Annotated in this window: 10 protein-coding genes; 4 read left to right on the top strand and 6 right to left on the bottom strand. The window is 73.8% G+C overall.

Features of this window, described 5'->3' with window-relative positions; genetic code table 11:
- The first annotated feature begins 123 nt into the window (after window positions 1-123).
- Together HD595_RS31745 and HD595_RS31740 are read left to right on the top strand one after the other, a co-directional pair.
- A complete protein-coding gene (locus HD595_RS31745; RefSeq protein WP_253775432.1) occupies window positions 124-921 on the top strand; it encodes a GntR family transcriptional regulator in 798 nt (265 codons plus the stop codon).
- A gap of 34 nt (window positions 922-955) precedes the next feature.
- Window positions 956-1,630, top strand: a complete 675-nt coding sequence (locus HD595_RS31740) for a phosphonatase-like hydrolase (protein ID WP_253775430.1) — start codon at window positions 956-958, stop codon at window positions 1,628-1,630.
- Window positions 1,631-1,697: 67 nt separating this feature from the next.
- On the opposite strand, the gene HD595_RS31735 is transcribed toward HD595_RS31740, so the two are convergent.
- Genes HD595_RS31735 through HD595_RS31725 form a run of 3 tightly spaced genes read right to left on the bottom strand, consistent with a single transcriptional unit; the run spans window position 1,698 to window position 4,952 of the window.
- Window positions 1,698-3,044 (bottom strand): ABC transporter substrate-binding protein, encoded by a 1,347-nt coding sequence (locus HD595_RS31735; RefSeq protein ID WP_253775428.1) that lies wholly within the window; start codon window positions 3,042-3,044, stop codon window positions 1,698-1,700.
- A 37-nt stretch (window positions 3,045-3,081) separates the two neighbouring features.
- Window positions 3,082-4,029: a carbohydrate ABC transporter permease gene (locus HD595_RS31730; protein WP_253775426.1), complete on the bottom strand. Its 948-nt coding sequence runs from the start codon at window positions 4,027-4,029 to the stop codon at window positions 3,082-3,084.
- Window positions 4,030-4,031: 2 nt separating this feature from the next.
- The gene (locus tag HD595_RS31725) at window positions 4,032-4,952 is read right to left on the bottom strand and encodes a carbohydrate ABC transporter permease (RefSeq protein ID WP_253775424.1); all 921 of its coding nucleotides are present in this window, start codon (window positions 4,950-4,952) and stop codon (window positions 4,032-4,034) included.
- Window positions 4,953-5,208: 256 nt separating this feature from the next.
- On the opposite strand from HD595_RS31725, the gene HD595_RS31720 reads away from it, so the two are divergent.
- Window positions 5,209-6,420 (top strand): LacI family DNA-binding transcriptional regulator, encoded by a 1,212-nt coding sequence (locus tag HD595_RS31720; protein WP_253775422.1) that lies wholly within the window; start codon window positions 5,209-5,211, stop codon window positions 6,418-6,420.
- 25 nt (window positions 6,421-6,445) lie between these two features.
- On the opposite strand, the gene HD595_RS31715 is transcribed toward HD595_RS31720, so the two are convergent.
- Together HD595_RS31715 and HD595_RS31710 are read right to left on the bottom strand one after the other, a co-directional pair.
- Window positions 6,446-10,777, bottom strand: coding sequence for an AAA family ATPase (locus HD595_RS31715; RefSeq protein WP_253775420.1), 4,332 nt, complete (start codon window positions 10,775-10,777; stop codon window positions 6,446-6,448).
- Complete coding sequence (locus HD595_RS31710) at window positions 10,778-11,902, bottom strand: exonuclease SbcCD subunit D (protein WP_253775418.1); 1,125 nt, start codon at window positions 11,900-11,902, stop codon at window positions 10,778-10,780.
- A gap of 107 nt (window positions 11,903-12,009) precedes the next feature.
- Between HD595_RS31710 and HD595_RS31705 the strand changes: the two genes are divergently transcribed.
- Window positions 12,010-13,503: an alpha/beta hydrolase family protein gene (locus HD595_RS31705; RefSeq protein WP_253775415.1), complete on the top strand. Its 1,494-nt coding sequence runs from the start codon at window positions 12,010-12,012 to the stop codon at window positions 13,501-13,503.
- Here the strand turns inward: HD595_RS31705 and HD595_RS31700 are convergent.
- Window positions 13,476-14,474, bottom strand: coding sequence for an alpha/beta hydrolase (locus tag HD595_RS31700; protein ID WP_253775413.1), 999 nt, complete (start codon window positions 14,472-14,474; stop codon window positions 13,476-13,478). The genes HD595_RS31705 and HD595_RS31700 overlap by 28 nt on opposite strands.
- Between the last annotated feature and the right edge of the window lie 97 nt (window positions 14,475-14,571).

Below are 14,571 nucleotides of genomic sequence, written 5' to 3'. Positions count from 1 at the left end.
GTCAAGAGCGCCGGGCCATCTGTCACCTCCTGTTCGTCGGAACTTCATTTCCGCAGCTCAGTTAGCTATTTCAGGACATCACCACTTCCGGCCCGCGCTCGTGCTCCTGTATTGTCAAGCGGCATGGACGCACCCCTGCACGAGCGCATCGCCGCCGACCTGCGCCGCCGCATCGTCTCCGGCGAGCTGCCGGTGGGCGCGGCCGTGCCCTCCGAGTCGCAGTTGTGCGAGCAGTGGGGCGCCTCCCGCGGACCGGTCCGCCAGGCACTCGCCGCGCTGCGCGCCGAGGGGCTGGTCGGCGGCGGTCGCGGCAAGCCTCCGGTGGTGCGCAGCCAGGCGATGTCCCAGCCCTTCGAGACGTTCCTGTCGTTCTCCCGATGGGCCAGGGGGGTCGGCCGGACGCCCGGCCAGCGCACCCTGGAGATCGCCCGGCGGCCGGCGTCGCCGGAGGCCGCCGACGCGCTGGGCCTGGACGAGGGGGAACCGGTCGTCCAGCTCCTGCGGCTGCGGCTGCTGGACGGGCTGCCCACGATGATCGAGCGCACCACGTTCGTCTGGCCCGTCGGCCGGCTGCTCTTCGACCACGACTGCGACTCCGGGTCGGTCTTCGCCTTCCTGAGCGGCCAGGGCGTGGACCTCAGCGTGGCCCGCCACGTCATCGACGCCATCACCGCCGACGACACCGACGCCGCACTCCTGCAGATCTCCCCCGGAGCGCCCCTGCTGCGCGAGCGCCGCCGCACCCTCTCCTCCGCCGGCGAGCCCGTCGAGTACTCCGACGACCGCTACCGGCCCGACCTCGTCTCCTTCACCATCGAGAACTCCCAGCAGGCCCATCCGGCGCTCCTGCGCAGCTCCAACGCGCAGGAGCCGGCCCACCCGCGGAGCGACGACCCGCATCCGCCGGCACCGGCCGGCTGAGCGGCCCCACCCGACACCCCTGAGGACACATGTCATGATCGAACTGGCGGTTCTGGACATCGCCGGCACCACCGTCCAGGAGCACGGCGCCGTCTACATCGCGCTGGAGGAGGCCGTGCGCGCCGCGGGCGGCCACCCGACCCCCGCGGACATCCGGCGCTGGATGGGAGCCGACAAGCGCGAGGCCATCACCGCGCTGCTCACCGGGGAGACGGGCGGCCCGCCCGAAGGGGGCACCGTCGACGCGGTCTTCGCCGACTTCCGTGACCGCCTGGACGCCGCGTACGCCGACCGGCCGCCGGCCCCTCTGCCCGGTGTCCCCGAGGCCCTCGCCGCGTTGCGCGCCGCCGGTGTCAAGGTGGCCCTCACCACCGGCTTCGACCGGGGCGTGACCGACGCGCTGCTGGCCCGGATCGGCTGGGGGGACGGGTTCCTCGACGCGGTCGTGTGCGTGGACGACGTCGCCGCCGGGCGCCCGGCGCCGTACATGATCTTCCGGGCGATGGAGGCGACCGGCGTCCGTGACGTCAGCCGGGTGCTCACGGCGGGCGACACGGTCCGCGACCTCGAAGCCGGCTCCAACGCGGGCGCGGGCATCGTGGTCGGGGTGCTCACCGGCGGGCTGGACGCCGCCGCCCTCGGCGCGGCCCGCCACACCCACCTGCTGCCCGGCGTGGCCGACATCCCGGGCCTGCTCTCCCTCGCCTGAGAAGCGCCGAGGCCCGGCCGGATCACCATGACCGGCCGGGCCTGCGCCGTCACGGCGGGCGTGCGGGCTACTGCATGCTGAAACCCTGCTCCTGGCCGTACTTGACGGTGGCGTCCTGCCACGCCTTCAGGCCGTCCTGCAGCGTGGTGCCGCTGATGTACGCCTTGCCGACGGTGTCGTTGAAGACGCTGTTGGCGTAGACCTGGTACGGCAGGTAGGACCAGCCGCCGACGACCTGGCCCGCCGACTCGGCGAGCACCTGGTTGACCTGCTGGTCGCCGAAGTACGGGAACTTCTTGTCCTTGAACTCCGGCGAGCCGAGCTGCGCGGTGGTCGCGGGGAACGCGCCGCCGTCCACGCGGGTCCGCACGCCCTCGTCCACGTTGGCGTACTTGAGGAAGGCGTAGGCGAGCTTCTTGTTGGCGGCGCCCTCGGGGATGGTCAGCGAGCTGCCGCCGTTCTCGGAGCTGGCCTTGCCGCCGCTCTCCCACTGCGGCATGGGGGCGACCCGCCACTTGCCGGCCCCGGCCTTGACGCCGGTCTCCAGGTTGGCCGGCATCCACGCGCCGATCACGAGCGTGGCGATGGTGCCGTCGCCGAGCCCCTTGTACCAGGCGTCGCTCCACGAGGCGATCGGCGCGACGAGCTTGCCGCTGACGAGCTGCTGCCAGGCCGCGGTGTACTTCTGCGTGCCCGCGTCACTGAAGTCGACGCCGACCTTGGTGCCGTCCACCTTGTACGGCTTGCCGCCGGCCTGCCAGATCATGCTGGTGGTGAAGCCGGCGTCGCCGACGTCGTTGGTGATGTACGCCTTCGGGTCGGCCTCGTGCAGCTTCTTGGCCGCCGCGATGTACTCCTCCCAGGTCTTCGGCACCTCGATCTTGTGCTTGTCGAAGACGTCCTTGTTGTAGAACAGCGCCATCGGGCCGGAGTCCATGGGCAGGCCGTAGATGCCGCTGCCGGAGTGCACGGAGTTCCACGGGCCGGGGGTGAAGGTGCCGTCGAGCTTGTCCGCGCCGAAGGCCGTCAGGTCGGTGACCGCCTTGCCGAGCGCGAACTGCGGCAGGGCGTAGTACTCGATCTGGGCGACGTCGGGCAGGCCAGAGCCGGCCTTGACCGCGTTCTGCAGGGCCGTGTACTGGTCGTTGCCGGTGCCGGCGTTGACCAGGTTGACCTTGACCTTGGGGTACTTCGTCTGGAAGTCGGCGACCACCTGCTTCAGTGTGGGCTCCCACGCCCAGACCGTGATGCTGCCGCCGGCGTCGAGCGCGGCCTGGAGGTCGTCGGCCGACGCGCTCCGGGTGGCGGCGGCGGTCCCGGATCCGGTGTCGCCGGAGGAGCCGCAGGCGGTGGCGAGCAGCGACACCGACAGTGCGGCGCCCAGCAGCAGGGCGTGGCGGCGGGTTGTCGTCATGGATGTCCCTTTCATGGGTGAGCCAGGTCGGTGGGGGCTAGCCCTTGACGCTTCCGGCGGCCAGTCCCGACTGCCAGTACCGCTGGAGCAGCAGGAACGCCGCGATCAGCGGGACGATGGTGAGCAGCGATCCGGTGATCACGAGGTTGAAGATGACCTCGCCGCCGGCGGTGGTCGCCTGGGCGTTCCAGCTGTTGAGGCCGAGCGTGAGCGGGTACCAGGCCGGGTCCTTCAGCATGATCAACGGAAGGAAGTAGTTGTTCCAGGTCGCGACCACGGTGAACAGCAGGACCGTGACGATCCCGGGCGCCAGCAGCGGCAGGCTGATGCGGAAGAACGTCTGGAACTCGCGGGCGCCGTCCACGCGCGCCGATTCGAGAATCTCGTCGGGGACGGCGTCGGAGGCGAACGTCCACATGAGGTAGAGGCCGAACGGCGAGATGAGCGACGGGATGATGATCGCCCACGGCGTGTTCGTGAGGCCCATGGTGGAGAACATGAGGAACGTCGGGACGGCCAGCGCCGTGCCCGGCACCGCGACCGCGCCGATGACGACCGCGAACACGGCCTTCTTGCCGGGGAAGTCGAACTTCGCCAGCCCGTAGCCCGCGATCGTCGCCAGCAGCGTCGCGCCGCCCGCGCCGACGACCACGTACAGCAGGGTGTTGAGCAGCCAGCGGGTGAAGATGCCCCCGCCGTAGGTGAAGGTGCCGGCGATGTTGCCGAACAGCGCGAAGTCGCCGTCGAACCACAGGCCGAACGAGCCGAGCAGGCCCTCCTGGGTCTTGGTGGCGTTGATCACCAGCCAGGCCAGCGGGAGGAGGGTGTAGACCAGCATGATCGTGGTCAGGGCGGTCAGCGTGACGCTGCGCCGGCCCCGCCGCGCGCGGCGCCGGATCACCAGCGGGCCGGCGGCGGCCCGGCCGCGAGCCCGGCGGCTCGGGGCGCCGGTCTCGCGGGTGGTGGCGGAGGTGGTGGCGGTCATGGTCAGGCCCCCTTGCGCATGCCGCGGAGCTGGACGACGTAGGCGATGACCATGGTGATCACGCCCATGACGATGGCGACGGTCGCCGAGTAGTCGAACTGCTGGCCGCGGAAGGACAGCGAGTAGGCGTAGTAGTTCGGCGTGAAGTACGTCGTGATCGCGTTCGGCGCGAGGTCCCGGAGGATGGCGGGCTCGTTGAAGAGCTGGAAGCTGCCGATGATCGAGAAGATCGTGGCGATCAGCAGCGCCCCGCGCAGGGCGGGCAGCTTGATCGCCCAGACGATGCGGAGCTGGCCGGCGCCGTCCATCTCCGCCGCCTCGTACAGCGACGGGTTCACCACCCGCAGGGCGGAGTACAGGATCAGCATGTTGTAGCCGACGAACTCCCAGGTCACGATGTTGCCGATCGAGGCGAGGATCAGGTCGGACGACAGCGGGTCGGGCAGCGACACCCCGAGCAGGTCGTTGAGGTTGCCGATGAGGCCGAACCGGGTGCCGTACATGAAGCCCCACATCAGCGCCGCGACCACGGCGGGCACGGCGTAGGGCAGGAAGACCGCGATGCGGAAGAAGCTCGCCCCGTACAGCCGGCCGCTGTCGATGGCCAGGGCCACGAGCAGCGCCAGGAACAGCATGATCGGCACCTGCACCACCAGGAACAGCGCCACCCTGCCGAAGGCGGACCAGAACTGCGGGTCGCCCAGCGCCTTGACGTAGTTGCCGGCGCCGACGAACGTGGTGCCGCCGATGAGCTGGGTGCGGAACAGGCTCAGGTAGACCGAGTACGCGATCGGCGCCAGGAAGACGAGCGCGAACACCGCCATGAACGGTCCCACGAACCGCCAGCCCGTCCACGACCGCCGCCGCCCCGGGGACGCCGTCCTCCTCGCGCTCGGCGCGCCGGCCTGGGGTGTTGCGACCACCGGTTCCTCCTCCCTGCCGGGATGCCCGACCTCGGGATCATGTTTACGTAAACATTACTCGGAGACGAAACCCCCGGCGTGGCCGGCCGGGGGTTGTCGGAGAAGATCGAGCAGGGGATGTTTACGTAAACGTCCGTGCGGTATCGTGGCACCGCCCACACGGGCCGTCAAGGTTTCCCGGACGTTAACGGCCGTACGGGAGGTCACGACTTCGTACGAGGTCGCGTCCTCGCCCGGCGACGAAGGGGCGGGCAGCATGGAAGCAGTGAACCGGGGCGACCGGGAGCAGACGGGCACCCCGACCAACGGGGACGTCCGCCGGGACGACCGGGGACAGGCGGGCACCCCTGTCGGCGGGAACGCCCAACGGGGCGACCGGGAGCACCCGGGCAGCCCGATCAGCGGGAGCGCCCAGCGCGGCGGGTCCGACATCCCGGGCGGGCGGCGCAAGCAGCGCGTGTCCATGGCCGACGTCGCCAAGCTGGCGGGCGTGTCGTCGCAGACCGTGTCGCGGGTCTCGAACGGCCACCCCGGCGTCATCGACTCGACCCGCGAACAGGTGCTCGCCGCCATGCGCGAGCTCGGCTACCGGCCCAACAGCGCCGCCCGCGCGCTGCGGTACGGCCAGTTCAACACCATCGGCGTCATCCTGTTCAGCCTGGCCTCCACCGGCAACAGCCGCACGGTGGAGGCGATCGCCACCCACGCCGCCGCCGAGGGGTACGCCATCACGCTCATCCCCATCGACGTGCCGACCCAGGACAACGTGCTCGGGGCGTTCACCCGGATGGGCGAGCTGGCCGTGGACGCGGTCATCGCGATCATCGAGATCTACCTGCTCGACACGGTCAGCGTGACGCTGCCGCCCGGGGTGCACGTCGTGGTCGTGGACTCCGACGCCGGCGACCGCTACAGCGTCGTCGACACCAACCAGGCCGACGGCGCCCGCCAGGCCGTGCGCCACCTGCTCGACCTGGGGCACCGCACCGTGTGGCACGTGACCGGGCCGCGCACCTCGTACGCCGCCCAGAGCCGCGCCCGGGCCTGGCGCGCCACGCTGGAGGAGGCCGGGCGGCCGGTGCCGCCGGCCCTGCCCGGCGACTGGTCGGCCGAGTCCGGCTACGCCGCCGGCCTGGCGCTGGCCGGGGAGCCCGGCTGCACGGCGGTGTTCGCGGCCAACGACCAGATGGCGCTCGGGCTGCTGCGCGCGCTTCACGAGCGCGGCCGCACCGTGCCGGGCGAGGTCAGCGTGGTCGGCTTCGACGACATCCCCGACTCGGCGTACTTCGTGCCGCCGCTGACCACCGTGCACCAGGACTTCGCCGAGGTGGGCCGGAGGTGCGTGCGGCAGGTGCTGGCCCAGATCCGCGACGGGAAGTCGTCGCCGCCGGGCACGGACCTCGTCCCGACGAGCCTGATGGTGCGCCGGAGCACGGCACCCCCGCCGGCGTCCGCTCCCGCGCCCTGAGGTCCGCTCCCACGTCACCGGCCCATCAGGCGGGCGAGGAGACGCGCGCCGTGAGGGTCGAGCCGGTGCGGGTCTTGGTGACCTTGAGCTGGGCCGGGATGCGGCTGCGCAGCTCGGCGACGTGGCTGATGATGCCCACCGCGCGCCCCCCGTCGCGCAGCCCGTCGAGGATGTCGAGCACCCCGTCCAGCGTGTCCTCGTCCAGCGTGCCGAACCCCTCGTCCACGAACAGCGTGCCGATCTCCGCCCCGCCCGCCTCGGCCGTGACCACGTCGGCCAGCCCGAGCGCCAGCGCGAGCGAGGTGATGAAGCTCTCGCCGCCGGACAGCGTGGCCGGGTCGCGGTCCACGCCCGTCCACCCGTCGGACACCCTCAACCCCAGCCCGCCGCCCGAACGCCCCCGCGCGCCGGCCGTCTTGCGCAGGTCGTGCTGGAGGAGGTAGCGGCCGGCCGACATGTGGTCGAGCCGTTCGTTGGCGGCGTCGACCACCTGCCTGAGCCGCTCCCCCAGCACGAACGACGACAGGCTCATGCTCCACTGGTTGTCGCCGGAGGTGCCGCTGGCCAGGGCGGCCAGCCGCTCGGCCAGCCGGTGCCGTTCGGCGGCCGGACGCCACCGGTCGATGCCCGCCTTCAGCTCCGCGATGAGCTCGCGCAGCCGCCGCTCCCTGGCCTGCGCCCGGTCGCGGGCCGACGCGAGGGCGGTGTGGGCGCGCTCGGCCTCCTCGCGCTCGGCCGCCAGCGTCTCCAGGTCGGGAACGGGCTCGGCCGCGGCGGCCACCAGTTCGGGGTCGGCGAGGGTCGCGGTGACCGCCGCGTACTCGTCGTCCAGCCGCCGCAGCGCCTCCGCCCTGTGTTCCTGCTCGGCCGGCGTACGGGCCGCGCCGGCCGCCTCGGCCGTGTCGCCGAACCCGGCCTCGGCCGCCGCCCGCTCCGCGGCGCGCGCCGCGTCGTCGCGTTCCCGCTCGGCGGTGGCGGCCCGCCGCGTCGCCTCCAGCGCCTCGCGGAGCAGTCCGGCCTCGTCGTTCAGCCGGGACAGACGCGCGGTGAGGGTCGCGTCGCCGCCGCGCGCGCTGTCGAGGCGTGCGGTCAGGCGCGTCGCGTCGCCGCTCAGCTCTTCCTGCCGGGTACGGCCCGCGGCCAGGCGCGCGGTGACCCGGCGGGCCCGCTCCTCCAGCTCCAGCCGCTCGCGCGCCAGCCTCGCCGCCTCGGCCGCCAGTGAGGGCTCCCACCCCGCCGAGACCCTCAACCGCCGCACCGCCTCCTCGGCCTCGGCGAGCGCGGCAACCCCGACCTCCGACGGCAGCTCCCGGCCCTCCGGCAGCGGCTCGCCGCCCCCTTCCGAGAACGCGCCGCCATGCGGAGGCGCCGCACCGTGCGACGACCCGGCGTCCTGTGACAGCGCGCCTCTTGGCGAGAACGCACCCTCATGTGGAGACCCGCCGCCATGCCATGAGGCACCCTCTTGTGAGAGCGCGCCGTCTTCTCGGAACGCGGTCTCTTGTGAGGGCGCGCCGCCCTCCGAGAACGCGGCCTCTTGTGAGGGCGCGCCGCCTCCCGAGAGCACACCCCCACGCGAAGACGCCCCAGCATGCGAAGAGGTGTCCTCTCGTGGCGACGGCGCGTCCGCGTCCCGAGGCGCGCCGGGCTCGAAGAGGGCGGCGTCGGGCGTCTGCTCCGGGCGTGCCTCGGACATCCCCTCAGGAACGGCCGGGCGGAAGGGGGCGAGGACGGGCAGGTCGCTCTGGAGGAGGCGGGCGGCCAGGCGGGTGCGCTCGGCGCGCAGCCGGCTCTGGTGGGCGCGGCGCGCGGCCAGCGCCTCGCCCAGCTCCCGGGACCGCTCCCGCACCCGGTCGCGTTCCGCCTCGATCCGCTCGTACGCGGCGGCCAGTCCCGGCTCACGGGCGGCGAGCGCCTCCAGGCGCGCCACCTCCCGCTCCGCCTCATGGACGGCCGACTCGGCGGCGTCGAGGTCCAGCCCGCGTGTGGCCTCCGCCGCGTCGGCGTGACGGGACTGGAGCGTGGCCAGCGCGCGTTCGGCCGCCTCGCGTTCGGCGAGGGCGCGTTCGTGGGCGCTCTCGGCGGCACGTTCGTCGTCGGGTGACGGGGCGCTGGGCGCGGGTGAGGCGGGCGCGGGGTGGTGGTCGGAGCCGCACACCGCGCAGGGACGGCCCTCGGTCAGGTCGCGGGCCAGCTCGGCGGCCATGCCGTCGATGCGGGCCTGGCGGATGTCGAGCCAGCGTTCGCGCAGTTCCTGGGCCCTGTCCACGAGCGCCTGGCGGGTGGCGGCGGCCGTCTCGATCTCGGACGCGAGCGCGTCGCGGCGCCGCACCGTGTCGCGGGACGCCCTCGCGGCGTCCAGCGCGGCGCTCGCGGCCGGGATCGCCGCCGCCTCCGCGCGGGTCGCGGTCAGCCGCTCGTGGGCCTGGGCGAGCCGTGCGGGCAGCTCGTCCTCGGCGGCGGCGACCTCGGCCTCCTGCCGCTCCAGCCGGATGATCTCGTCGCCCACCCGGACGAGGTCGCGGTCGGCGCCGATGAGCTCGGCGGCGCAGGCGCGCACGGCTTCGGCGGCCGGGATGCGGGCGGCGTCCACGCGCGCGGAGGCGAGCCTGCGCTCGGCCTCCTCCACGAGGGCGGGCAGTGTCGCCAGCCGGGCCGTCGTGGTTTCCTCCTCGGTGACGAGCTGGGTGAGCTCGCCCTCGACGCGCGCCAGGTCGCGGCGGACGACGAGGAGCCGCGCCTCTTCGGTGAGGAGCTCGGACAGGCGGGCGATCTCCGCCTGCCGCTCCCGTTCGAGCGCGGCCAGCCGCTCCGGCTCCACCATGCCGGGAGAGGCGCCCTCCCCCGTACGGGCGGCGGAGGACGTGGCGGGTGCGGGGGACGTGGCGGGTGCGGGGGACGTGGCGGGTGCGGGGGACGTGGCGGGTGCGGGGCGCAGGAGAGGGCGGGCGCGGGCCAGGGCGTCGGCGGCGAGGGCGTGGGCCTTGGCGGCGGCCTCGGCGCGCTGGCGGGCGGCCATGATGAGCGGCATGACCCGGTCCGCGCGCAGCGCGTCGTCCAGGATCGCCTGGAGTTCGGCGCGCTCGTCGGCGCGCTCGTCGAGGGTGCGGCGCATCGTCAGCGCCTCGGCGTGGCGGCGCTGGCGGGCGGCGAGGGCCGTGGCCTGCTCGTAGCGGGTGCGGGCCGCTCGGAGCGCGCGTTCGGCCTCGGTGTGGCCGCCGCTGGTGCGGGACGCGACGGCGCGGGCCGCGTCGAGCAGCGCACCCGCCCAGGCCAGCGGGTCGCTCTCGGGTGTCGGCGGGGATGCGGCCGGGGTCGCGCCGGTCGCCTCCCCGCGCTTGACCGCGTCGGCCTCGACCCGGCCGCCTCGGGTCCTCCCGGCCTCGAAGGCGGGCGTCGCCGGGGAGAGGGCGGGGGTCCTCGGGGAGGGGACGTTGATCCGGGAGCCGGTCGGGTCTCCCGGGCTGTCGAGGCCACCCGCTGAGGCGGCGCTCGGGTCGCCGGAGACACCCGACAGGTCGCCCGCGCTGCTCGCGTCACCCGCCGAGGCGCTCAGGTCGCCGGAGCCACCCGCCAAGGCGCTCAGGTCGCCGGAGCCACCCGCCAAGGCGCTCGGGTCGCCGGAGCCGTCCGGGAAGGTGGCGTCAGGTGCGGGGGCTCCGCCGGGGATCGCGGCCGTCGGCAGGTCCGGGCCCGCGGCCTCCTGGAGGCGCTGGATCGCGTAGTCGACCTGCTGCCGCAGCTCCACCTGCTCCCGCCAGGTCTGCTTGCGGTGCTCGGCCAGCCACGACTCCGCCTGCGTGAACACCTTGACCGTGAACAGCCGCTCCAGCAGCCGGCGCCGGTCGTCGCCGTCGGCGCGCAGGAAGCGGGCGAAGTCGCCCTGGGGCAGCATGGCGACCTGGCAGAACTGGTCGGCGTTCATGCCGAGCAGCCCCCCGATGAGGTCGCCGGCCTCGTCGGAGCGGGTGGTGAGCCCCTGCCAGCCACCCCCGGCGCGCTCCTCCACCACCACCTTGGCCTTCTCCTCGGTGACGCCCGTGCCGCGCAGCTTGGGGCGCTGCCAGACCGGCGAGCGGCGCACGCGCAGCCGGCGGCCCCGGATCGTGACCTCCAGCGTGACCGACGGGCCCGTGCCGGGCGGCGCGTGGTCGCAGCGCAGGGCGCGGGCGCTGTTGCGCTGGCCGGGCACCTGGCCGTACAGGGCGAAGCAGAGCGCGTCGAGGATGGTGGTCTTGCCCGCGCCGGTGGGGCCGTGCACGAGGAACAGGCCCGCCTCGGCGAGCGCGTCGAAGTCGACCGTCTCCGTGCCCGGGAACGAGCCGAAGGCGGTCAGGGAGAGCAGGTGCGGGCGCATCTACGCCATCGCCTCCTTCATCCGCGACGCCTCGATGGCCTGTCTCAGCAGCTCCTCCTCGTCGGCGCCGGCGGGCTCGCCGCGTACCTCGCGGACGAAGTCGAGCGCCACCTCCGCCTCGGGGCGGCCGCTGAGCCGCGCGGGCGCGGCGGCGGGCGCCGCGCCGACCGGGTCGAAGGACAGGGCGAGCGTGTGGGGGAAGCGGGCGCGCAGCCGGTCCATGGCGGACTTGGGCCGTATCGGGTCGGTGAGGGTGACCTGCAGCCAGTGGTCCTCGTGGACGGCGTACGACGGGGCGGTGAGCAGGTCGTCGATGAGGCCGCGCAGGCGGGCCACCGGCCGGGGCACGGGCGCCGGCGCGAACTCGACGGAGTCGACGGCCCCCGAGGCCCCGATCGTCACCAGCCACGACCCCTTGACGTGGCCGGCCTCGGAGAAGGAGTAGGCCAGCGGCGAGCCGGAGTAGCGGACGGTCTCGGACATGCGCTGGCGGCCGTGCAGGTGGCCGAGCGCGACGTAGCTGACCCCGTCGAAGGCGGTGAGCGGCACGTGGGCGACGCCGCCGACGGTGATGTCGCGCTCGCTGTCGCTCGCCTCTCCCCCGGTGACGAACGCGTGGGCGAGCACGACCGAGGCGCGGCGGCGGGCCGCGTCGGCGCGCACGCGCTCCATCGCGTACGTCAGCGCCGCCGTGTGGCTGCGCTCGTCCAGCTCCCAGGGGGCGCGGACCAGCTCGGGCTCCAGGTAGGGGATGCCGTAGAAGGCCACGTCGCCGACGAGCACCGGCTCCCAGGCGCGGGCGGGGTCGGTGCGCAGGTGGACGCCGGAGGCGTCGAACAGCGACGCGCCGAACCCGAGGCGCCGCGCCGAGTCGTGGTTGCCGCTGATGAGGACCACGCGCGCGCCCGCGGACCGCAGGCGGGCCAGCGCCTCGTTGCACAGGGAGACCGCGTCGACCGGGGGCAGCGCCCGGTCGTAGACGTCGCCGGACACCGCCACCACCTCGACCCGCTCGGCGCGCACGGTCTCGACCAGGTGGTCCACGAACGCCGCCTGCCCCTCCAGCAGGCTCTCCCGGTGGAACGAGCGCCCGAGGTGCCAGTCGGAGGTGTGCAGGATGCGCATGTCGCAGGAAGCTAACAGCTCTCACCGACAAATGTGGCCTCATGCGCCACACAACCCGGGAGTAGGCTGGATGATCAGCGGGCAAACCAACGCACATGGGGAGGCCGATGGGCGCGGGCCGTGGCACCTTGAGCGTCGCCGCCGGTCTGGTGCTGGTGGCTCTGGCCTGCGTCGGCTACGTCCTGCCGCCCGCGTTCGATCCCCCGCCGCTCCAGGCCGACCACACGTTCCAGGCGATCCCGGCGCAGCCGCGCGCCGAGCTGCGTCCCGTGGCGCAGACCGCGCGCTTCGCCGAGCAGAGCGTGACGGTCGCGGCCGAGGGCCAGACCCTGGAGGGCACCGTGCGGGCGCCGCTGACGCCGGGGCGGCATCCGGCGCTGGTGTTCGTGTCGGGGTCGGGCAACGGGTCGCGGACGGAGTTCACCCCGCAGGCGGAGTTCCTGGCCCGGGCGGGCGTGGTGACGCTGGCCTACGACAAGCGCACGGTCGGCTACAACTTCCGCGACCGCGACTTCGGCCTGCTGGCCGACGACACGCTGCGCATGGTGGGGCTGCTGGCGAAGCGGCCGGACGTGGACCCGTCGCGGATCGGGCTGTGGGGCGTGAGCGAGGGCGGCTGGGTGGTGCCGATCGCGGCGGCGAAGAGCCCGTCGGTGGGGTTCGCGGTGCTGGTGTCCTCGCCGAACGTCTCCCCGCTGCGGCAGGTGGCGTGGGCGCTGAACGAGCAGCTCCTGCGCCTGCGCGCGCCGATCGGGGTGCGCGACCTGCTGACGCGCGCCATGGGCGGGGTGGGCTTCGACTTCCTGCGCTACGACGCGATGCCGGCGCTGCGCCGGGTCAGGCAGCCGGTGCTGGCCTTCTACGGCACGCAGGACCCGTCGATCCCGTTCGTGGAGTCGACGCGGGCGCTGACCACGGCGCTGTCGGAGTCGGGCAACGACCGGTACACGATCCGCTTCATGGCCGGCGGCGACCACGCGATGCGGATCAACGGCGGCGACTTCACCTCCGGCTACCTGGACACGCTCGCCAACTGGATCATCGGCCTGCCGGGCACGGCGGTCCCGCCGGTGCACCTGGCGGGCGCGACGCCGGTCCAGCGCTTCGAGGCGGCGGACGTGCCGGCGGCGCCGTGGTACGCGGGCGGCGCGATGCTCGGGCTGACGCTGTGCCTGACCGCGGTCGGCTACGTGGCCGGCCCGGTCGCCGTCATGCTCGTGCGGCTGCGCGGCGGGCCGCTCGTGCTGGGCGAGACCGACGCGCGGCTGTGGCCGCCGATCAGGCGGCGGCTGAGCAGGATGGCGTGGACGGGGCTGGGGATGCTGGCCTCGGTGGTGCTGTTCATCACGGTGCTGGTGCTGTTCGCGGTCAACCAGGCCGGGGCGTGGCCGGCGGTGCTGGCCGGCTGGGTCATCGTGCGGGTGCTGGCCGCGCTGATGCTCGTGCAGGAGGTGACCGCGGTCGCGGCGGTGGTGTCCGCGCTGCGCGAGGGGATGCGGCCGAGCCGCTGGCAGCACGTGGCGATGGCCGGTGTGCTGGGCGGCACGGGGCTGCTGCTGGTGGCGGCCGCCTATTACGGCCTGTTCGCGTTCCCCTGGTAGACGTCCGAGCTCTGGTCGGCGTCCGGGCTCTGGTCGGCGTCCGGGCCCTGGTCGGCGTCCGGGAGGTCCGCGGTGACGTACGCGTCCATCCAGCGGTCGATCTCGGCGAACACGCGCCTGCGCACCGGCTCGGCCGACAGCACCAGGTCGTGGACGCCGTCGGGCACGCGCACGCACGTGACGTGCGGGCCCACGCAGGTGGACCAGCGGGCGATGTGCTCGGGGTCGAGGACGACGTCGGCCGACCTGGCCTCGGGGACGAAGTCGCGCACCCGCAGCCCCCGGGACGAGGCGAGCACGAGCACGGGCACGTCCACGGCGAGCCCGGCGTGCAGGCGGCGCTGGGCGCGGCGGATCGCGGCCAGCCACATGGCGTGCACGGCGAAGCCGCCGAGCGGCTTCAGCTCCAGGTCGTAGTCCCACTCGCCGCCCTCGGAGCGGTGCAGGGTGCGGCCGTACACGGTGCTGGGGGGCAGCGGCAGCGCCCTGCTGGTGTACGAGAGCGGCGTCTTGAGCAGGTCGGCGGCCACGCGGAGCGGGGTGGGCACGTTGAGGTCGAAGAACGGGCTGTTGAGGACGAGCCCGCGCACGAGACCGCGGCCGCGGACCCGGTCGGCCCACAGCGACGCGACGAGCCCGCCGGTGGAGTGGGCGTTGATCGTCACCTCGTCGTGGTCGCGGCCGATGAGGCGGACGGCCTCGTCGATCTCGGGGAAGTACTCGGTGACGCTCCTGACCAGGCCCCTGGTCTGGTGGGGCAGCAGGGAGCGGCCGTACTTGCGCAGGTCGAGGGCGTAGAAGTCGATGCCGCGGCCGATGTAGTGCTCGGCCAGGTGGTCCTGGAAGAAGTAGTCGGTGAACCCGTGCAGGTAGAGCACCGCCCGCCGGGAGCCCGTGCGCCGGGAGACGAGCGTGGCGACGACCTCGCCCTCGAAGTCGGGCTTCATCGGCAGAACGGTGATCTCGTACATAAGAGACACCATAGGGTTTCGCCGCATTGGTGGGCATCCCGGGCGGACCCTCCGGTCCTGGCGAAGATGGGGACGCGGGACCCGGCGGGGCGCTTCA

Origin of the sequence: Nonomuraea roseoviolacea subsp. carminata (assembly GCF_024172185.1) — a bacterium.
GTDB lineage: Bacteria > Actinomycetota > Actinomycetes > Streptosporangiales > Streptosporangiaceae > Nonomuraea > Nonomuraea roseoviolacea.
This window is presented reverse-complemented; position numbering and strand designations above follow the sequence as displayed.

Bases quoted from the DNA above. Each gene is read 5' to 3' on its own strand.
- HD595_RS31745 (WP_253775432.1), top strand. From the start codon at position 124: ATGGACGCACCCCTGCACGAGCGCATCGCCGCCGACCTGCGCCGCCGC.
- HD595_RS31740 (WP_253775430.1), top strand. From the start codon at position 956: ATGATCGAACTGGCGGTTCTGGACATCGCCGGCACCACCGTCCAGGAG.
- HD595_RS31735 (WP_253775428.1), bottom strand. From the start codon at position 3,044: ATGACGACAACCCGCCGCCACGCCCTGCTGCTGGGCGCCGCACTGTCG.
- HD595_RS31730 (WP_253775426.1), bottom strand. From the start codon at position 4,029: ATGACCGCCACCACCTCCGCCACCACCCGCGAGACCGGCGCCCCGAGC.
- HD595_RS31720 (WP_253775422.1), top strand. From the start codon at position 5,209: ATGGAAGCAGTGAACCGGGGCGACCGGGAGCAGACGGGCACCCCGACC.
- HD595_RS31715 (WP_253775420.1), bottom strand. From the start codon at position 10,777: ATGCGCCCGCACCTGCTCTCCCTGACCGCCTTCGGCTCGTTCCCGGGC.
- HD595_RS31710 (WP_253775418.1), bottom strand. From the start codon at position 11,902: ATGCGCATCCTGCACACCTCCGACTGGCACCTCGGGCGCTCGTTCCAC.
- HD595_RS31705 (WP_253775415.1), top strand. From the start codon at position 12,010: ATGGGCGCGGGCCGTGGCACCTTGAGCGTCGCCGCCGGTCTGGTGCTG.
- HD595_RS31700 (WP_253775413.1), bottom strand. From the start codon at position 14,474: ATGTACGAGATCACCGTTCTGCCGATGAAGCCCGACTTCGAGGGCGAG.